Annotated in this window: 21 protein-coding genes and 1 pseudogene; 10 read left to right on the top strand and 12 right to left on the bottom strand. The window is 65.4% G+C overall.

Annotation, left to right across the window (positions count from 1 at the left end; all coding sequences use genetic code 11):
- Positions 1-2: 2 nt before the first annotated feature.
- Positions 3-677 carry a thiamine pyrophosphate-dependent enzyme gene (locus ACFULT_RS02125; protein ID WP_378480477.1) on the bottom strand — a complete coding sequence of 225 codons (675 nt, stop codon included), beginning with the start codon at positions 675-677 and terminating at the stop codon, positions 3-5.
- Between the two features lie 119 nt (positions 678-796).
- Between ACFULT_RS02125 and ACFULT_RS02120 the strand changes: the two genes are divergently transcribed.
- Positions 797-1,765 (top strand): NAD(P)/FAD-dependent oxidoreductase, encoded by a 969-nt coding sequence (locus ACFULT_RS02120; protein WP_037110072.1) that lies wholly within the window; start codon positions 797-799, stop codon positions 1,763-1,765.
- Here the strand turns inward: ACFULT_RS02120 and ACFULT_RS02115 are convergent.
- Entirely contained in the window at positions 1,762-2,211 is a 450-nt protein-coding gene (locus ACFULT_RS02115; protein ID WP_241483751.1) for a MarR family winged helix-turn-helix transcriptional regulator, read from the bottom strand. The genes ACFULT_RS02120 and ACFULT_RS02115 overlap by 4 nt on opposite strands.
- A 43-nt stretch (positions 2,212-2,254) precedes the next feature.
- Here ACFULT_RS02115 and ACFULT_RS02110 point away from each other — a divergent pair, with 43 nt between their 5' ends.
- Entirely contained in the window at positions 2,255-3,451 is a 1,197-nt protein-coding gene (locus ACFULT_RS02110) for a multidrug effflux MFS transporter (protein ID WP_037109697.1), read from the top strand.
- A 40-nt stretch (positions 3,452-3,491) separates the two neighbouring features.
- Here ACFULT_RS02110 and ACFULT_RS02105 read toward each other — a convergent pair whose 3' ends face one another.
- Genes ACFULT_RS02105 through ACFULT_RS02090 form a run of 4 tightly spaced genes read right to left on the bottom strand, consistent with a single transcriptional unit; the run spans position 3,492 to position 5,996 of the window.
- Positions 3,492-4,214 (bottom strand): Clp protease N-terminal domain-containing protein, encoded by a 723-nt coding sequence (locus tag ACFULT_RS02105; RefSeq protein ID WP_037109699.1) that lies wholly within the window; start codon positions 4,212-4,214, stop codon positions 3,492-3,494.
- A gap of 51 nt (positions 4,215-4,265) precedes the next feature.
- Entirely contained in the window at positions 4,266-4,973 is a 708-nt protein-coding gene (locus ACFULT_RS02100; protein WP_037109703.1) for a hypothetical protein, read from the bottom strand.
- Entirely contained in the window at positions 4,970-5,536 is a 567-nt protein-coding gene (locus ACFULT_RS02095) for a MaoC family dehydratase N-terminal domain-containing protein (RefSeq protein WP_037109707.1), read from the bottom strand. The genes ACFULT_RS02100 and ACFULT_RS02095 overlap by 4 nt, the downstream gene beginning before the upstream one ends.
- A gap of 19 nt (positions 5,537-5,555) precedes the next feature.
- Positions 5,556-5,996, bottom strand: a complete 441-nt coding sequence (locus ACFULT_RS02090) for a DUF6069 family protein (protein ID WP_037110074.1) — start codon at positions 5,994-5,996, stop codon at positions 5,556-5,558.
- A gap of 203 nt (positions 5,997-6,199) precedes the next feature.
- Between ACFULT_RS02090 and ACFULT_RS02085 the strand changes: the two genes are divergently transcribed.
- Complete coding sequence (locus tag ACFULT_RS02085) at positions 6,200-8,458, top strand: bifunctional diguanylate cyclase/phosphodiesterase (RefSeq protein ID WP_037109711.1); 2,259 nt, start codon at positions 6,200-6,202, stop codon at positions 8,456-8,458.
- A 38-nt stretch (positions 8,459-8,496) separates the two neighbouring features.
- Here the strand turns inward: ACFULT_RS02085 and ACFULT_RS02080 are convergent, their stop codons facing one another.
- The 4 genes and pseudogenes from ACFULT_RS02080 to ACFULT_RS02065 all read right to left on the bottom strand — a co-directional run bounded on the left by ACFULT_RS02080 (position 8,497) and on the right by ACFULT_RS02065 (position 11,372).
- Positions 8,497-9,183: a response regulator gene (locus ACFULT_RS02080; RefSeq protein WP_037109714.1), complete on the bottom strand. Its 687-nt coding sequence runs from the start codon at positions 9,181-9,183 to the stop codon at positions 8,497-8,499.
- Positions 9,184-9,266: 83 nt separating this feature from the next.
- A pseudogene (locus ACFULT_RS02075) lies at positions 9,267-10,307 on the bottom strand (ATP-binding protein); the annotation flags it as partial.
- A gap of 17 nt (positions 10,308-10,324) precedes the next feature.
- Positions 10,325-10,783: a hypothetical protein gene (locus ACFULT_RS02070; protein ID WP_037109716.1), complete on the bottom strand. Its 459-nt coding sequence runs from the start codon at positions 10,781-10,783 to the stop codon at positions 10,325-10,327.
- A gap of 7 nt (positions 10,784-10,790) precedes the next feature.
- Complete coding sequence (locus ACFULT_RS02065) at positions 10,791-11,372, bottom strand: RNA polymerase sigma factor (RefSeq protein ID WP_037109719.1); 582 nt, start codon at positions 11,370-11,372, stop codon at positions 10,791-10,793.
- 193 nt (positions 11,373-11,565) lie between these two features.
- Here ACFULT_RS02065 and ACFULT_RS02060 point away from each other — a divergent pair, with 193 nt between their 5' ends.
- From ACFULT_RS02060 to ACFULT_RS02030, 7 genes are all read left to right on the top strand, one after another.
- Entirely contained in the window at positions 11,566-12,045 is a 480-nt protein-coding gene (locus tag ACFULT_RS02060; protein ID WP_037109721.1) for an Asp23/Gls24 family envelope stress response protein, read from the top strand.
- A 14-nt stretch (positions 12,046-12,059) separates the two neighbouring features.
- On the top strand, positions 12,060-12,335 hold the full coding sequence (locus tag ACFULT_RS02055; RefSeq protein ID WP_037109724.1) for an Asp23/Gls24 family envelope stress response protein: 276 nt from the start codon (positions 12,060-12,062) through the stop codon (positions 12,333-12,335).
- Positions 12,336-12,354: 19 nt separating this feature from the next.
- Positions 12,355-12,579, top strand: a complete 225-nt coding sequence (locus ACFULT_RS02050) for a hypothetical protein (RefSeq protein WP_037109727.1) — start codon at positions 12,355-12,357, stop codon at positions 12,577-12,579.
- A gap of 13 nt (positions 12,580-12,592) precedes the next feature.
- The gene (locus ACFULT_RS02045; protein ID WP_037109731.1) at positions 12,593-12,793 is read left to right on the top strand and encodes a DUF2273 domain-containing protein; all 201 of its coding nucleotides are present in this window, start codon (positions 12,593-12,595) and stop codon (positions 12,791-12,793) included.
- Complete coding sequence (locus ACFULT_RS02040; RefSeq protein WP_378480476.1) at positions 12,783-13,127, top strand: Asp23/Gls24 family envelope stress response protein; 345 nt, start codon at positions 12,783-12,785, stop codon at positions 13,125-13,127. The genes ACFULT_RS02045 and ACFULT_RS02040 overlap by 11 nt, the downstream gene beginning before the upstream one ends.
- On the top strand, positions 13,124-14,002 hold the full coding sequence (locus ACFULT_RS02035; protein ID WP_037109736.1) for a hypothetical protein: 879 nt from the start codon (positions 13,124-13,126) through the stop codon (positions 14,000-14,002). The genes ACFULT_RS02040 and ACFULT_RS02035 overlap by 4 nt, the downstream gene beginning before the upstream one ends.
- Before the next feature lie 238 nt (positions 14,003-14,240).
- Complete coding sequence (locus tag ACFULT_RS02030; protein ID WP_052059253.1) at positions 14,241-14,903, top strand: DUF998 domain-containing protein; 663 nt, start codon at positions 14,241-14,243, stop codon at positions 14,901-14,903.
- Here ACFULT_RS02030 and ACFULT_RS02025 read toward each other — a convergent pair.
- A complete protein-coding gene (locus tag ACFULT_RS02025; protein WP_037109738.1) occupies positions 14,838-15,575 on the bottom strand; it encodes an EAL domain-containing protein in 738 nt (245 codons plus the stop codon). The two genes, ACFULT_RS02030 and ACFULT_RS02025, sit on opposite strands and share 66 nt — an antisense overlap.
- Complete coding sequence (locus tag ACFULT_RS02020) at positions 15,575-16,816, bottom strand: PucR family transcriptional regulator (RefSeq protein ID WP_378480475.1); 1,242 nt, start codon at positions 16,814-16,816, stop codon at positions 15,575-15,577. Before ACFULT_RS02020 ends, ACFULT_RS02025 begins: the two co-directional genes overlap by 1 nt.
- Positions 16,817-17,075: the final 259 nt, after the last annotated feature.

The raw sequence follows: 17,075 nt of genomic DNA, 5'->3' as shown, positions 1-17,075 counted from the left end.
TCTCACTCCTTGCTCTCGGTATGTGCAACAACAACATTGGGCACTGCGAACCGTCTGGAGAATGCGTGGTGCAGCGCGTCGTGGTCACGACCGTCGACGTCCTCGGCGGCCCATCCCTCGACTGCGAACCGCGCTCCGATTCCGCCTGGCCAGCCCAGGCCGGCCGATCGGTTGTCGATGACGACGACGGTCAGATTTCCCAACGCAGCGCGGCCCGCGTACTGGATCGCCTCGGCGTTGCTTCCCTCGTCCAGCTCCGCGTCGCCGACGAGCACGATCACGCGCGCGTCGGAACCTCGGAGCGCCAACGTCGTCGCCGTGCCGGTAGCCAGTCCGAGGCCGTGACCCAACGAACCCGAGGAGATCTCCACGCCTGGCACAAGAGTGCGGTCCGGGTGATAGCCGAGAGGGGAGTCGAACCGTCCGAACCCGTCGAGTTGTTCTTCGGTGAGAAATCCCGCCGACGCGAGAACAGCGTAATAGGCCATTGGCCCATGGCCTTTCGAGACCAGGAGCCGGTCCCGCCTCGGATCGGAAGGGTTCGAGGGGTCTGTGCGCAGGATCGTCGAATACAGAACCCAGATGACATCGAGCGTGGACGTCGCGCTCGCGTCGTGCTTTTCGTCACCGGTCATGCGCGTCATCAAACCGGCCAGTTCGTCGTATGTCGTGTGCATGCCTCCACGGTGCAACCTCAACTGAACTCGAGGTCAAGGCTGCTGCTCTCGAGGAAGCTCATTTTGCCGAATCGGCAAACCTACTTGCCATGCGGCTGCGGGTGGGCCACAGTGGTCGCATGACTACACACCTCGACCATGACGTCATCATCGTCGGCGGCGGCCCGGCCGGACTTGCAGCGGCGGTGACGCTCGGACGTGCGCGCCTACGAGTTCTCGTCGTGGACGCGGGCTCACCACGCAACGCACCTGCCGACCACGCCCACAACTACCTAGGGCTGGAGGGGATTCCGCCTCTCGAACTCCTGGCACGCGGACGCGAGGAAGCTCAGGGATACGGCGCAGAAATCAAGGCGGGCACGGCGGTGAAGGCGGCTGCGCACGGAGACCACTTCACCGTCGAACTCGCCGACGGCGTCACTCTCACCGCCCGACGCCTGCTCGTGACGACAGGCCTGACGGACGAACTTCCCGACATCGGCGGTCTCGTCGAGCGGTGGGGGCGTGAAGTTCTGCATTGCCCGTTCTGCCACGGCTGGGAGGTGCGCGACAAGAAGGTCGGCATCATCGGCAGCCCCTTCGGCGTTCATCAGGCACTGATGTGGCGGCAGTGGGTCGACGACGTGGTGCTCTTCACCCGCGAATTCGTGCCCACCGCAGACGAATCGAAGAAACTCGCTGCACGCGGTGTCGCGGTGATATCGGACGCCGTGCAGAAGATCGCCGTCGAGAACGATGCGCTCGTAGGCGTTCAGCTGACCACCGGTTCGGTGGTTCCGGTGGACGCAGTGGTGACCAAGCCGACGTTCACCGCCAACGCCGGCGTTCTGGTGAGCCTCGGACTGGAGGTCACCGACATGATGATGGGCGACGTACCCGCCGGGGCGTCGTTCGTGGCGACGGATCAGACCGGCGCGACGTCGGTTGCCGGCGTCTACGCCGCGGGCAACGTCGCAGCCCCCATGGAGAACGTGATCGGTTCTGCCGCAGCGGGCGTCCGCGCGGCGGGCGGTGTAGTCGCAAGCCTCATCGAGGAGGACACTCGCCTGCCCGCCGGCCCGGACGACTCGACCGGCGCCGCACGCTAAGCGCGGTCGCGCAACTCGTTCATCAGCAGTATCAGGGCCGGCGCTGCCGAGACGAGTTGCGCGGCGGACTCGTCCGGCAGTCGCCCCAGAGCTCCGGTGATCCGTGCCGACCATGCCGCTTCGATGCGGGTTCGGTGGCGCCGCATTCGATCGGTGACGTTCAGTTGCGTGACACGTCGGTCCGCCGGCGACGGACTCTTGACCACTAGACCACGCTCGACGAGGGTGCGGACCGCGGCACTGACGTTGGAGGGCTGCATCGCCAACATGTCTGCCAGCGCCGAGACTCCGATGCCCGCATGCCTGTCGATGTGCTTGAGCACGGTCACCTCCGGTGCAGGCAACGGTTCGATGTCGAGCCCTTCCACGCGATCCCCGCGTTGAATGATCCAACTCAGGTCGTGCAGCACCGAGGCGAGGCTTGCAGGTCCGGTCGTGTCCGTCACACCGACATAATACATATAAATATATAAGCTATTGTCCTAGTCGATGACTACCACCACGCCCTCCCGGACTGCAGCACCGAACGCCGTACTCATCGGCGTCCTCGCACTGCTCACCGCCGTACCACCGCTCGCGACCGACATGTACCTCCCCGGGTTCCCGGCTATGGCAGCCGATCTGAACACCTCCGCCAGCAGCATTCAGCTCACGCTGACCACCTTTCTCATCGGCCTCGCCATCGGCCAGCTGATCATCGGACCCCTGTCGGACAAACTCGGCCGACGAGTCCCGCTGGTCGTCGGAGCCGCCGTGTGCCTCGTCGCAGGCATCGCCTCCGCCCTCGCACCGTCGGTCGAGTTCTTGATCGCCGCCAGGTTCGTCCAAGGCCTCGCCGGAGCGGCGGGCGTCGTGCTGTCGAGGGCGATCATCGCCGACCGCACCGAAGGAAGCCACGCCGCCAAGCTGTTCGGGCTGATGATGATCATCGGCGGCGTTGCCCCGGTCATCGCACCACTCATCGGCGGCGCCGTCGTCGACTCCCTCGGATGGCGCGGCGTCTTCTGGATCATTGCGGGCCTGACTGCAGTGATGCTCCTGTGTGCCATCGCGCTGGTCCCCGAGTCACTGGACCGCGAGAACCGCCGTGATGGAGGCCTCGCCCACATGATCAGCGGTATGGGATCCGTCGTGAAGAACCGCCGATACGTTGCCTACACATTGACGTTCGCCTTCGCCTTCAGCGTGATGTTCGCATACATCTCTGCGTCACCGTTCGTACTGCAGAACATGCTCGGCCTGTCGGCGGGCCAGTACTCGGCGGCATTCGCCGTGAACGCACTCGGACTCATGGTCGGAAGTGCGATCACCGCGAAGCTCGCCGACCGAATTTCCCTGCACCGCATGATGACCGCTGGGATCGGCGTACTCGTTGTCACGACCACACTGCTACTCGTTCTCGTCATGGTCGGAATCAGCCTGTGGCCGACGCTCCTCTTGCTGTTCCTCACACTCGTGGCCGAGGGCTTCGTCTTCGCCAACGCGACGAGCCTTGCCGTCGCACAGGTTCCGCATCTCGCCGGCACCGGCTCGGCTGTGCTGGGTGCACTCCAATTCGGTCTGGCCGCACTCATTTCGCCACTTGTCGGCCTGGGCGGCGAGGAGACCGCCGTTCCCATGGTCATCGCCATGTTCGTCAGCGCACTCATCGCCGCCGGCGCCTGCTTCGTGAGCCGAAAGGACTGACCAGGCAGAGCCCTCGGAACAGAGGACAGAGGCCTGGCGCTCAGAGCGAGCCGAGAGCCGCCACCAACTGCTCCTCGACGGCATTCTTCTCCAGGCCGAGGTCGGTGAGCAGACCCTCGCCGTTCTCGAACTCGAGCATTGCCAGCAACACGTGCTCGGTCCCGACGTAGTTGTGCCCCAGACGCAGTGCCTCACGGAAGGTGAGTTCGAGAACCTTCTTCGAGCCTGCGTCATAGGGGATCAGTGCAGGCGACTCGCCTTCCGACGCGGGAAGCAACGCCTGCGCGGCGTCGCGCACCTGCTGTTCGGTCCGGCCGTCGGACAACAGGAATCGAGTGCCGATCGACTCCTTCTCGGTCAGCATGCCGAGAAGGAGGTGGGCAGGAGCGATCTCGGCACTGCCCGCGGCGTGAGCCTCGTTCTGGGACGCGACAACGACGTTCTTGGCCCGAGGCGTGAACCTCTTGAAGCCCTCGGAGGCGTCCATCGCGGAATCGGATCCGCCCGGCCCCTTCGGAACGAATCGCTTCTGCGCGGCCTGCTTGGACACGCCCATGCTCTGGCCGATCTCGGTCCACGACGCACCCGACCGGCGCGCCTGATCGACGAAGTGACCGATCAGGTGGTCGGCCAGATCGCCGAGGGAATCGGCCGCGACGACCGCGTCGGACAGTTGCTCGAGCTCGTCGTCGTGCACTTTCTTGATGGCGTCGATCAGATCGTCGAGGCGGACAGGGACTTGAACTTTCGTTGATTCGACCATGCGTCAACCATAAGTTGACGACCGAGCCTCGTCAACCCCCAGTTGACGATCTCAGGCGAACAGCCGCGCAGCAGCGACGCCCGCCTCGATGTCGACCTGACGTGCCCCGAACATCGCCCGCAGCTGCTCCGACGTGACCGCCGGACCCGCAGCCACCGCGGCGGCCACCGCCGTCGCGTCGACTCCCTCGGCGACACCCTGGTCGCCCGCGATGCCGTTCAGGAACTCCGCCAGATGCTCGGTCGTCGCCTCCGCACTGACGGGCGGCAGATTCAACATCGCGAAACCGTCGGGAGCGCTGTACGCGGCGCGTGACCACCGGCCATTATCGAATACGTAGACGAACCCGAGCCACATGCCCGACCGCTGAATGTCCGCGATGTAGTCGGCGACCACGTCGCCCGTCCAGGCAGGTAACCCGCGCAGGAGGTCCGTCTCGGGTTCACCGAAGTACTCGGCGGCTGCACCGAAGTACGTTTCGCTGTACTCGTGGTCGTACCCCACCAGAACTGCCCGCGAGATCTCACTCGACACCGAAGCGGACGCGTCGGCGATCCTCAGTGCCGCGATCCTCAGTGCCGCCCAGTTGCCCCCGCCGTCGTCGTAGTGCCACGTTGCACCGGGCGCTGCACTGCTGTCGGGGCGAGCGTGGCAGTGGTCCGGCCAACCCTGCGCCGCCGTGAGGGCCGCACACAACGCCCAGCGACCACGCATGGCCTCCGGCTCCGGCAGATCAGGAGTAGGCGAGCCGCTGCTCATGCCACCGGAGCCGTTCCGGCCATCATGATCTGCTCGACGGCGCTCATGAAGTCCTCCGGTGCCTGGATGTCCGTGGACGCGGCGATCGTCGTCGCCGCCGTGAGCACCGGTTGATCGCGCTGGTCGAAGATCTCGTTCTCCACGACCATCAGATCCGCACCCACGGCCCGCCGCGCCGACACCAGTGACACTTCGCAGCTCAACCGATCCCCGGCCAGCAGCGGCCGGTGAAAGGTGAATCGCTGATCCACCTGGAGGATCTGAGGCATCGCGTAGCAACTGAACGTTTCCTCGAACATCCGTCGCTGCGCCACGAACGCGATGAGCGACATGAAGGTCGGCGGCGCGACGAGGCTGCTGTGGCCGAGAGCCGTCGCCTCGTCCTGGTCGAAGTGCGCGGGATGGAAATTCTGTACCGCGTTCGCGAACTCCGAGACCTTGGCCTTGCCGACCTCGTACACATCGTCGATTCGGTAGCTCTGCCCGACCATGGCCCGAACCTGCCCAGGGACGTCCTGTGATGGGGCGTCGTCCTGCGATCCTGCGCCGTCCGATGCACTCATGGTGTCCGATTTTACGCGTTCATCTGGACTGCCCACTCCCGACGGCTCCCCGGCGCAGGGCTTCCAGACCCAGCGGCACGACCACCGCGATCACGACGTGCATGAGTGCGAGGGTGATCGTGCTGGCCGCGTCGAAGTCGGCGGCGACGGTCATCGCGATGGTGCCCAACGGTGCGACGACTCCGACGACCTGTGCGATGCGAACGACGGGAAGCCACTTCAGGGACACGAGGGCGGCGACGCCCATTCCCACGACCATGGGCACGACCGTCAACATGACGACTCCGCCCGGTGCGACCGCCATGGTGGTTCCGGCGTCGGTCAGCTCGAAATTTCCGCCCGCTGCCAGCCCGATCACCCAGAGAACGAGATTGAGCACCAGAGCGAGCACCACGGAGAACAACACTGCTCGCGGCCGCGACAGCGACCGAGCAGAAATACCTGAAATCGACGTGGTCATGGGTGACTCCTGCCTGTACGCAAGGACCAGGGTCGCCTTGCTTCGACAGAGCAGACCCGTACCGATCCGAGAACTCATCGCACACCGACGCAGGACTCGTGACGAGGTTCCCAGCACAGTGGAGGGGTCCTACAGTAATCTTCCCGTCAGGGCGAACTTGACAGCCGGTTCGTGGACTACAGCAGCAGGTGAGGGGGCCTTCGATGAACACGAAGGCGCCGTCGATGCATCGAACGCTTGCCGGGGCACCGAAGTTCGTCGGTGCGGCGAGTGTTCTCGCCGTCGGCGCCGTTCTGTTCCTCGTCGGTGACGCGTCGGTCCGGTCGATGGTTCTCGGCACGTTCGCCATTGGAGCCATCCTCGCGATCGGCGTCGGCATCCGCAGACACAGGCCATCCGACGCCACCTCCTGGTGGTGCCTGTTCGGGACCGCGATCCTGTTTCTGGTGGGCGTCAGCCTCCGCGGGGACCCGAGTATCTACCCCTCGGGCGTGACGGCGCTGTCGAACACGTTCATGCTCGGCGGGTACGTGTTGATCGGTGTCGCACTGGCCCGGTGGATTCTCGAACGCCGCTCCCGCGACGACGTGACGCCGCTGATCGACGCGACGTTGACCGCAATCGGTGGGTTGTTCCTGTCGTGGGTCCTGCTGATCTCACCCCTTCTCGACAGCGAGATGGACACTGCCCTCGCCGTTCTCAACGGCATCTACCCGGCCATCGACGCAGGCATGATCACGCTGACTGCGTATCTGTTGATGTCGTCCAAGCGCGGCAACACCTCACTGCGGTTGCTGATGCTCGCGTTGCTGTCGGTGTTCGTCGGCGACATCGCCTACGCGCACTTCCTGTCTCGGGCGTCACCGCTGTCACCTGGCCTGCTCGACGGCATCTACCTCGTCGGCTACGTCTCGCTCGGACTCGCGGCGCTGCACCCGCAGATGGCCACGATGGCTCAGCGTCAGCGTGCGACACCCCGTCATCGGCGTCGGTCCGCGTTCCTCTTCGTCATGCTGTTGGTGTGCGCGGCAATCCCTGTCCTCGGAACGTCGTTGTCCACCGCCGATCTCGCGGTTCGCTCCACACTGCTCTCGGCCATCCTCATCGGCAGCTTCCTCCGCGGCGAACGCGCCATGAGCCTGATGGAACGCAGCGAGGACGACGCCAGGTATCGCGCGGCGCACGACGCGCTGACCGGCCTACCCAATCGCACGATGCTGCCCGACGAGTTCGAGCGCCTCGGGGCGCGGGACGAGCCGGGCAGAATTTTCATCCTGTTCGTCGACCTCGACAACTTCAAGGTCGTCAACGACTCGTACGGGCATCGCGTCGGAGACGAAATGATCGCGGCGACAGCGCACCGAATCCGATCCACGGTCCGCTCGGTCGATACCGTGGTGCGCTACGCGGGTGACGAATTCATCGTGATCGGCCGCTGCACTCGACCCGAAATGGAAGCGCTGGCGAAGTCGATAGTCGACCGAATCGCCGAGCCGTTCGTTCTCAGTGCCGCCAGCGCGTACATCACCGCGTCGGTCGGCATCGCCGCGACCACCAACCGGGCGCATCGTCTCGACGACCTCATTCGCGAGGCCGACACCGCGATGTATCACGCCAAGTCGCAAGGCGCGTCCCGCATCGCATACTTCGACGAGTCCCTACGGGCGTCGTCCACGGCCGCGATCGAGACGGCGACCGCTCTGCGCGGCGCCGTCCGGCGCGGAGAGTTGGTGGTCTACTACCAGCCGATCGTGATGACCTCGACCCGCGCTACCGTCGTCTACGAGGCTCTGGTGCGGTGGCAGCACGGTGGAAGACTGCGCGGACCTGGCGAGTTCGTGGCCATTGCCGAATCGACCGACCTCATCGGTGAGATCGGTGCGGCCGTCCTTCGTACCGCCCTCACGGACCTGGCCGAGCTGCGTGCGCAGGGCCAGGACGTCACGATGTCCGTCAACATCTCACCCGTACAGCTACGCGACGAGTCACTGCCGGTACTCGTCGGACAGTTGTTGGCCGAACTCGGATTGCAGGGATCCGATCTGGCGCTGGAGGTCACCGAGACGGCGTTGATCGACGACGTGTTCGCCGCGAAGAAGATCCTCGACCGCCTCGCTGCGCTGGATGTGCTGATCGTGTTGGACGACTTCGGAGTCGGTTACTCCTCGCTCAGTCGCCTTCGTGAACTGCCCATTGCACTGCTGAAGATCGACCGCTCGTTCATCGCCGAGATCGGGACCGATGCCTCGGGTGGCTCGCTGGTGTCGGCAATCGCCGCTATGGCGCGAGCACTACCCGTCTCCATCGTCGCGGAGGGCGTCGAGACCGAGCATCAGGCCCGCGCCATCGAGGCACTGCACTGCCGGTTCGCCCAGGGGTACCTGTACGGGCGGCCTGCTCCGCTGCAGCACTGGCTGAAGCAGGGCAGCGGCCCCGCATCGTCGTCCGTGCCCGTTCAGTAACACCCAGGCACCCCAGCACCCCAGCACCCCAGCACCCGCTATTTCAGTCGGTATCCCATCCCGGTTTCGGTCAGCAAGTGCCGCGGACGGGACGGATCGTCCTCGAGCTTCTGACGTAGCTGGGCGAGATAGATTCGCAGATAGTGCGTCTCACGTTCGTGCTTCGGACCCCACACGGTCTTCAGGATCTCGCGCTGGGACACCAGCTTTCCGCGGTTGCGGGCCAGCAGCTCCAGCACTCCCCACTCGGTGCGCGTCAGATGGACGACGTCCCCGCCGCGGGTGACGGTCTTCGAGGACAGGTCGACGGTGAACGAATCCGTCTCCACCACCGCGTCTTCCACCGCCCTCGGGCCGCGACGCAAGGCCGCCCGCAACCGCGCCAACAGCACGTCCATCTCGAACGGTTTGGTGACGAAGTCGTCGGCCCCGGCGTCCAGTGCATCCACCGTGTCGGCGGAATCCGTTCTCGCCGAGAGCACGACGATCGGAACGTCGGTCCATCCGCGCAGACCCCCGATGACCTCGACACCGTCGAAATCCGGCAGACCGAGATCCAGGAGTACCACCTCGGGGTGAAAATCCGCCGCCAGACGGAGCGCCTCGGCTCCCGACGCCGCGGCCACGACGTCGTATCCACGCACTTTCAAGTTGATGCGCAACGCGCGAACGATCTGGGGTTCGTCCTCGACCACGAGGATGCGAATACTCGGCGATTCGGTCACTGCGCGCCCTCCGAGCTCTGCGACGGAACGGGCCGAGCACCCGACGCCCTCAGTTCCGAGGACACCGTCGGTTCCGGGGACACCGTCGGTTCCGAGGACACCGTCGGTTCCGGGGACATGAGCTGCACGGCCACCGTCAACCCTCCGCCCGGGGTGTCGAGGGCGCGGACGTGGCCGCCCATCGCCTCGACGAATCCGCGTACGACGGACAGGCCGAGGCCGACGCCTGCGCTGTTGTCGGTGTCCCCGAGTCGCTGGAAGGCGTCGAACATCGTCTGCCGGGCAGCTCGAGTGACACCTGGACCGTTGTCTGCGACGGTGATCGTCGTCTCGCCTCCGCTCTCCGTTGCACGGATGAACACCGTACTACCGGGAGCGTGCCGGACGGCATTGCTCACGAGGTTGGCCAGTACACGCTCGAGCAGGCCTGCGTCGGCGAGTACACATGCGCTGCCGACGTCGGTGACGGTCGACGACGGATCGGCCTCCAGTCCGATCAACGCTCGCTGCACTGCATCCTCGACGTAGACCGGTGCGAGGGCGGGCCGTACCACACCTGCCTGCAACCGGGAAGAATCCAGCAGGTTCTCCACCAGAGACGTCAGCTGATCCGCCGACTCGTCGATGGTCGCGATCAGTTCGGCGGTGTCCTCGGCCGAGAACTCCACATCGGTGCTGCGGAGCGACGACGACGCGGCTTTGACGGCGGCGAGCGGGGTGCGCAGATCGTGACTGACGGCAGAGAGGAGCGCCCGGCGCAGTGCGTCCGCCTCGGCCAGAGCTGTGGCGCGACTGGCCTGCTGGGCGCGTCGAGCAGCGAGATCGACCAGGACGGCCACCGCCACTGCGACGACCAGCAGCACCACGGTGACGAGGAAGTTCTCGGGCTCGGCGATCGTGAGGCTGTAGCGGGGTTCGGTGAAGAAGTAGTTGAGCAGGAACCCGGAGATCAGGGCCGACAATGCTGCGGGCACGACGCCCCCGAGAAGGGCGACGCACAGGACGACGACGAAGAACAGCGCACTGATTCCACTCGAGTCGAAATCGGCTCCCAGCACTTCGATGAGTCCTGCCGCGGCACACGGAACCACCACTGCAGCAATCCAACTCGATGCCGCTCGTCGAACCGTGAGCCGACGGGTCACGGCCGAATCTCGATGTCGTCGACGTGCACGTCGACGTCGTCACGCGTCAGCGACACACCGAGGATCTCGGCCACGATCGACATGGCGATGCGCGCCAGGTCGTTTCCGACGGCTTGGAGGTCGCTGTCGTATGCACCGACCACCGAGAGCGATACCCCGGTGCACACGTGCCCGTCGGTATGCACGGCGATCTCGGTCGGCTGACACCCGTGAACTCCGGACAGCGCCCTCAGCACCGCGGTACGCACGACGTGATCGCTGACGCGCAGTGTGTCGGATCCACGGCCTTCCGGCGACGTGGGGAACTGCGCATCCACCGGCCACGTCCGACGGGTCGTCGCACGGACCTTGGAGATGATGGAGTTGCTGATATCGAACCAGCGCGGCTCCTCCGGCGCCTCCCGCAGCTCCCGCGCCGCCCGCTGCAACACCCAGTCGTCCGGTTCCGACGTCATAGCTGCATCACTGCCATGCCGCCAACCTTTCACTCAACGTTGCTCGGGCGCGAACCAGGTGACCGCGTACCGCGCTTGCCGACAATGTCATGATCTGCCCGATTTCCGGATGTGTCATCCCCTCCACTTCTCGCAGCAGCCAGCATGCTCGCTGCCGGTAGGGCAGTTCGGCCAGAGCACGCCCCAGATCCGCCATGAAGTCGTCATTGGTGGCACTGACCTCGGGATCCGCGCGTGCATCGGTGCTTCGGCGCTCGAACACCCAGTCCTCGGCAGGTGCGACCGCACGCTTGCGCCGATGATCGACGACCTTGTGCGAGACCATCGAGAACAACCACGTCCGTAGTTTCGAGTCGCCCCTGAACGTATCCAATCCCTTCCACGCTGCGACGAAGGCGTCCTGGACCACCTCCTCGGCGGCCCCGTGATCGGAGAGCATGTTGCGGGCGTAGCGGAACATCTCCGGTCCGTACCTGGCGACGATCAGCTCGAAGGCGTCGGTGTCACCCAGAGCCGCGTTGCTGACGAGCACGTGGTCGGACAGTGGCCCGCCGTCGGACATGACGCGGCCAGGCAGCTCGTCGGTCATCGGAGCGTGTCCGCCATCTGTGCCCCCGTCCTCGAAGTGCTCGTGCCGCGTGTGCCCACCTGGACGAGATGCATTCGACACCGTTCTACCAGCGATTCACAAGTGTGATGCACGCCACTATTTTCAGACGTGCGCTTTTCCGATTTCGCTACGACCTACTTGGCGTCACAATCGATTCGCGAGAGGACAGAACATGAGCACCCAGACGCTGGACAAGTCGACAGAAGCCGCATCCGGAACGGCTGCCAAGAGCGCGACCACAACGTCCGCACTGGTCAGCACCACCGGACGCACCACCATCGCCGACACCGTCGTATCGAAGATCGCCGGTATCGCCACCCGCGAGGTCCAGGGCGTGCACGACGTCGGCGGCGGCACCTCCCGCGCCATCGGTGCACTCCGCGAGCGCATCCCAGGTGCACGCGTCAACCAGTCGCAGGGTGTGTCGGTCGAGGTCGGCGAGCGTCAGGCAGCCGTCGACATCGACATCGTCGCTGAGTACGGAGTGTCGATCGCAGATCTGGCGTCGGGCATCCGTCGCAACGTCATCACCGCCGTGGAGCGGATGACGGGCCTCGAGGTCACCGAGGTCAACATCGTCGTGCACGACGTCTTTCTCGACGAGGGTGACGACGAGTCCGGGCAGGAAGTGTCCGGGACGCGAGTTCAGTGACATCAGGACCCGATATGGGCGCACCCGACGTCTCGGAAGTCATCGCCGACGCGGTGACCGCGACGGCGGGTGTCGCGGGTCTGCACGGCGGTATGTTCGGTGAAGCCGCGACATACCTGCCGGGCAGGCGCGTTTCCGGCGTTCGGATCCGTGAGGACGGAAGCGTCGACGTGCACGTGATCTTGCGTCAGGGCAGCCCGATTCCGGCCACTGCCGACGCGATCCGAACGGCCGTAGCCGCTGTGGCCGACGGACCGGTTCACGTCACGGTCGAGGACGTAATCCGCTGATGATGCGGTCCACTCACGCATGAGCCGTTCGGCCGAGCACACCGCCGCCCGCCGCGCGGTGGCGAGAAAGCACCATCCGGACGTCGGCGGCGACCCGGCTGTGTACGCAGCCGAACTCGCCGCCGTCGACCGCAGGTTTTCTCGCGCACCCACCACGATTCGTCGGCGCACGTGGAAGCACTACTACCGCAGGATCTTCGGGCCCGCAGGGCGGCTGCGGTCCAAACGTTACTTCGACATCTAGCAGGAGCATCATCATGACGACGTCCACCATCGGCTTGTTCGTAGGACTTCTGTTGGCCATTGCGGCCGCTGCCGGCGGATTCACCGGGTTTCTCTTCGCCGTGATCCTCGCGGTCGTCGGATTTGCCGTCGGTCGCTACATCGACGGCGAACTGGACGTGTCGATGTTCCAGAGCCGCGACGCGTTCTCGCGTGGCCGCCGCCATGACCGCTGACGAACGAGGCCACCTCGAGGTACGAGTTCGCGCCGTCACCCGCATCGCCGAGATCACGGCGAGCCGGGTGGACGGCGTGGAACGCGTCACCGGTGGTCTCACCTCGAAAACCCTGCCGCGCGTTGAGGCAACCGTCCGAGACGGAAAAGTGAGGGCGACGGTCGAAGCCGCCACGCGGTGGCCGACGCCCATCGCCGAGATCGCTGCGCGAGTGCGAACCAGCGTGGCGGACGACCTTCGGAAATCCAGTGGGCTGGAGGTCGACACTGTGGATGTCGTGATGCGTTACGTCGCGCCGGAGAAGGTCACGAGTTCAGGGAGGCGAGTGGAATGACCACACAGGTATCGCCCAAGGCCGCGCCTCGCGCGAGTGCAGTCGCCGTGGTCCTCGCGTTGGCCCTCTGTGTCGTCGGTGTCGTTCTCGGTCGCGACGCATCGATCGAATTCGGTTTCGTCGACGGTGCGCCATGGATCGCGCCTGCGATCGACTGGGTTCTGGGCGTCACCGTACTCGGCGCGATGCTGCCGATCGGCGTCGTCACCGCGGTGATCGGGCTCGTCCTGGTCATCTGTGCGGTGTTGCCGCGCAGCCGAACTCACCGACCGTCGGGTTCCGATGGGGTGTGGATCGCCAAGGGCACAGCGCCGGCACGAACTTCGTCGATCAGTGTCGGTACCGCCGCTGTCGACCGTCTGGTCACCGCGCTGGTCGGCATCCTTCTCGGCGCAGCCGGACTGGCGGCGGCCGCGTGGGAACGCGACCGGCTACCACAGTTCGTTCACGACGCCAGGCGGACGGTCGAGTCGTGGAACCCCACCGGGTGGGCAGACACGTCGTGGTGGCCGTGGGCGCTCACCGGCGCCACGGTCGTCGTATCCGTCGCTGGGTTGTACTGGCTGTGGGCACACCGGCCCAGGCGTGCCGCCTCTTTGATCGGTACCGACGACGCCAAGGTGGATCTGACCTCCGCCGCCCAGAACGCTGCCGCAGCACTGGCCTCGTCACCCGGGGTGGATGCAGCCAGCGGTCGTGTGGTGGACACCGGAAAGCACCGACTGCTCCGTATCTCTGCCCGCGCAAGCGACGCGGGCGCACCGTCGGCAGATCTCCTCGCGTCGGCCGCTGCACTCCGCGAGACCTGCGCCAGTGCCATGTCCGGACTTTCGGTGGACACCCAGGTGTTGATTCAGCCGCGTCGGGCCAGGTAATCGAGGGCGAGGGCATCCTGAGAATCGGTCAGGTGCTCTGGGCAGGTAGGCGTCGACGAGAAGAGCCGTCGTTCGGGCTGCACTCTCAGGTTGGGCACGTACAGTCACGCCATCGTCCGTACAGCGTTCACCGAACGCCGACTCGCCACGAAGAGAGTTCCTTATCGCCTCACCGACACCCACCCACGACGTCCATCACGCTGCCGCAGGAATTGCCTGGGTCCTGTGCTTCGCCTACTTGCTCGCGGAAGTGTTCACCGCGGCAGCGTGGAGTACCCCGTACAGCTTCGAGGAGAACTCGATCAGCTCGCTCGGGGTGACGACGTGCCACGTCGGGTCCTGCTCACCCCTGCACGACGTCATGAACGCTGCGTTCGTTGCCCTGGGGGTCCTGACTCTCGTCGGAGCACTGTTTCTGCATCGCCACATCAGAAGTGGACGGGTGAAGAAGGCCATCTTGTCGCTCGCCGTGATCATCGCGGTCAGCACCGCGGCAACCGGACTCTTTCCCGCCGACGACGGAACCATCCTGCACTGGGCCGCCGTGCTGCCCGGCTTCATCGCTCGGCACGTGGTTCTGGCGTTGATCGCCTGGCACTTCTGGCGTGAGCGACGAGTGGTGGCACTCTGGTCCGCAGTCTGTGCACTCGTCGGTGTCGTCGGCGCGATCCTGATGCTGGCGCAGACATTCGGATTCGGTCTGGGGGAACGCCTGGCGCTCTACCCGATGCCCACGTGGATGGCCGTCACCGGCACAGCAGTACTCGTCGCGCTGGCCCGCCGGACGGTGCTGCGGCGGTTCGACGCGAGATGGCTTCACGTCGTCTTCCGCGCGTCAGCCGAATCGGGCCCGAAGATCGGCGCCCGCAGCAGCGGCGCCGAACAACCAGCCCTGCCCTAACGTCGCACCGAGGCCGAGCGCCCGCGCTCGATCCCGCTCGGATTCGATGCCCTCCGCGAGGATCACTGCACCGGTGGACGCGACGTACCGTCGGACGGCCGACAGGGCGCGCATGCTTCCGAACGCACGGGGCCGACGCAGCACCGACGCGTCGAGTTTCACGATGTCCGGTTCGACGATCGGCAGCGCTTCGAGAGTGCCGCGGTTGGCACCGACGTCGTCGAGAGCGATGGAGAATCCGCGCCGTCGGGCCGAGGTCACCATCGAGCGAAGCCTGTCTGCGTCCCCGACGAGTCCGCGTTCGGTGATCTCGAGAACCACCCGTCCGTCGCCTTCCAACGCGTCGAGATGTGCCTCGGTTCGTTCGATATCCGTGATACCCGACGGCTCGTAGTTCAAGTACAGCGCCAGTCCGCGCCGCAGATCTGCCGAGCGTGCTTCCTTCAATGCCGCGGCACGACAAACGAAGTCGATGTCCGACACCACACCACGCGTGCGGGCGAGAGCGAACACCTCCGCGGGATCGACTCCGACCACCGTCGGCCACCGAGCGAGCGCCTCTACTCCGACGACGTCACCGCTCCGCAACGCGACCACCGGCTGGAAGCACGGAACCATGTCGTCGATCGCGACGAGCGCGGCGCGAGCGGACAGAGACGTGACCGGCGCCATCACACCGTTCTCTTCGGGTCGAGCGAGTCCGCGATCAACGCAGCGTGGAGCGATCGGAGTCCGGACGACTTCATCGGATCGATTCCGGTGATCTGCTGAATTCGCTTCAGCCGATAGTCAACGGTGTTCGGATGTACCACAAGCTGTTTCGCTGCCTTCTTACGATTGGCCTCGGTGGAGACGAACACCTGAAGGGTCGGCAGCAGATCCGGTACGCGGCGCAGCGGATCCAGCATCCTCTTGAGATGTCGGCGGCCGACACCTGGTCGAGCGATCTGGAACTCCAACGCCAAGTCTGCGATTCGATACACGCCGGGTCGATAGTCCAAGCGCTGCACCAGCCTGAGCAACTCGTAGGCATTCTCCGCAGCAGCCGCGATGCGCGATGTCACCGACACCGCCGCCGAGGCCGACACGGGAACGCCACCTGCCTCCGTCAACCGGGTGATCAGGGATTCGACGACACCTGCCACCGGATCCGGCACGAGGATCGTCCCTCCGGTCGCACTGAGAATCGCCAACGGCGGCTCGGCAGCGTGGAAGTCGGCAAGCGCGGATCGAATTCGCTGCAGTTTGCGAGTGGCCGCTGCCTCCCGTGCGACAGGGGCGCCTACCTCCTCGGCGTGCGGAGGAAAGTGCACCGCGACGACTTCGTATCGCTCGGCGAGCTCGGTGCCGTGCCTCTCGGCGATGGACGCGGCACTCTGGTCCCCGGTGAGCAGGGCGGTGACCAATGCCTGCGTCTGGTCCTGACCCTGCGCTGCCACGGCCTTGTATTCGTCCAGATACCCCGAGGAGACCACCTCGGACACCACGTCGAGAAGTCCGAACATCAGCACTGCGCCGTCGACGAGCGCCCCGTGCTCACCGTCCACAGCGCGCCCGGCGATCATGCGAAGGCATCGCGAGAACCCCTCGTGGAACGCATGCTGGATGGCGGCCAGCGGAACGCCGATTCGAGCCCACTTGCCCGCGGACCGGCGCAGCCTGCCGAGCGCTTCGGACGACGGCTGTACGCCGCTGTCCAGTACATCCGCCGCAAGCGCCACGCATTCTGCGGTCACCTCGGCGACGACGGTCCGGCCGGACCTTCCGGTCAGCTCACGACACTGGGTGGTGTCGAGGACGTGGTCGATGATCTTCTGCGTCGAGTCCCGCGCGACTCGAAGTTGATGGGATGCCGGACGCCCTCCCAAGCTCAGCCCCTCTGCCGAATCGGAGGACACCATCGTCGTTGCCATACGCTTCTCACCTTCCGAAACGTTCGGGGCGGCCGGGGCGTCCGCCATTGTCGTAGAAGGTCACGATAGAGCAACAAACGGACCGAGAGAATGTTTGGGTGCCTGAACATGGATCTGGAGTTGGATTCGGGGACATCTACTCACGCATTCGGGCCTGCAATTGTGACGAGTCCACGTCAGAACTGGACATTTTCACATTTCAACAACGCACCCGGGATTCAGGATTGCGGACCGGAGATGTCCGCAATCCGCTCTAGCT

Source organism: Rhodococcus sp. NPDC057297 (assembly GCF_042667435.1).
In the GTDB taxonomy this organism is placed as follows: Bacteria; Actinomycetota; Actinomycetes; order Mycobacteriales; family Mycobacteriaceae; genus Rhodococcoides.
Note: the sequence above shows the minus strand (reverse complement) of the source record. Positions and strands in the feature narration are given on the sequence as shown.

Bases quoted from the DNA above. Each gene is read 5' to 3' on its own strand.
- ACFULT_RS02055 (WP_037109724.1), top strand. From the start codon at position 12,060: ATGGGCGCACCCGACGTCTCGGAAGTCATCGCCGACGCGGTGACCGCG.
- ACFULT_RS02050 (WP_037109727.1), top strand. From the start codon at position 12,355: ATGAGCCGTTCGGCCGAGCACACCGCCGCCCGCCGCGCGGTGGCGAGA.
- ACFULT_RS02085 (WP_037109711.1), top strand. From the start codon at position 6,200: ATGAACACGAAGGCGCCGTCGATGCATCGAACGCTTGCCGGGGCACCG.
- ACFULT_RS02105 (WP_037109699.1), bottom strand. From the start codon at position 4,214: ATGGTCGAATCAACGAAAGTTCAAGTCCCTGTCCGCCTCGACGATCTG.
- ACFULT_RS02020 (WP_378480475.1), bottom strand. From the start codon at position 16,816: ATGGCAACGACGATGGTGTCCTCCGATTCGGCAGAGGGGCTGAGCTTG.
- ACFULT_RS02095 (WP_037109707.1), bottom strand. From the start codon at position 5,536: ATGAGTGCATCGGACGGCGCAGGATCGCAGGACGACGCCCCATCACAG.
- ACFULT_RS02060 (WP_037109721.1), top strand. From the start codon at position 11,566: ATGAGCACCCAGACGCTGGACAAGTCGACAGAAGCCGCATCCGGAACG.
- ACFULT_RS02125 (WP_378480477.1), bottom strand. From the start codon at position 677: ATGCACACGACATACGACGAACTGGCCGGTTTGATGACGCGCATGACC.
- ACFULT_RS02035 (WP_037109736.1), top strand. From the start codon at position 13,124: ATGACCACACAGGTATCGCCCAAGGCCGCGCCTCGCGCGAGTGCAGTC.
- ACFULT_RS02120 (WP_037110072.1), top strand. From the start codon at position 797: ATGACTACACACCTCGACCATGACGTCATCATCGTCGGCGGCGGCCCG.
- ACFULT_RS02040 (WP_378480476.1), top strand. From the start codon at position 12,783: ATGACCGCTGACGAACGAGGCCACCTCGAGGTACGAGTTCGCGCCGTC.
- ACFULT_RS02090 (WP_037110074.1), bottom strand. From the start codon at position 5,996: ATGACCACGTCGATTTCAGGTATTTCTGCTCGGTCGCTGTCGCGGCCG.
- ACFULT_RS02045 (WP_037109731.1), top strand. From the start codon at position 12,593: ATGACGACGTCCACCATCGGCTTGTTCGTAGGACTTCTGTTGGCCATT.
- ACFULT_RS02065 (WP_037109719.1), bottom strand. From the start codon at position 11,372: ATGACCGACGAGCTGCCTGGCCGCGTCATGTCCGACGGCGGGCCACTG.
- ACFULT_RS02025 (WP_037109738.1), bottom strand. From the start codon at position 15,575: ATGGCGCCGGTCACGTCTCTGTCCGCTCGCGCCGCGCTCGTCGCGATC.
- ACFULT_RS02110 (WP_037109697.1), top strand. From the start codon at position 2,255: ATGACTACCACCACGCCCTCCCGGACTGCAGCACCGAACGCCGTACTC.
- ACFULT_RS02100 (WP_037109703.1), bottom strand. From the start codon at position 4,973: ATGAGCAGCGGCTCGCCTACTCCTGATCTGCCGGAGCCGGAGGCCATG.
- ACFULT_RS02070 (WP_037109716.1), bottom strand. From the start codon at position 10,783: ATGACGTCGGAACCGGACGACTGGGTGTTGCAGCGGGCGGCGCGGGAG.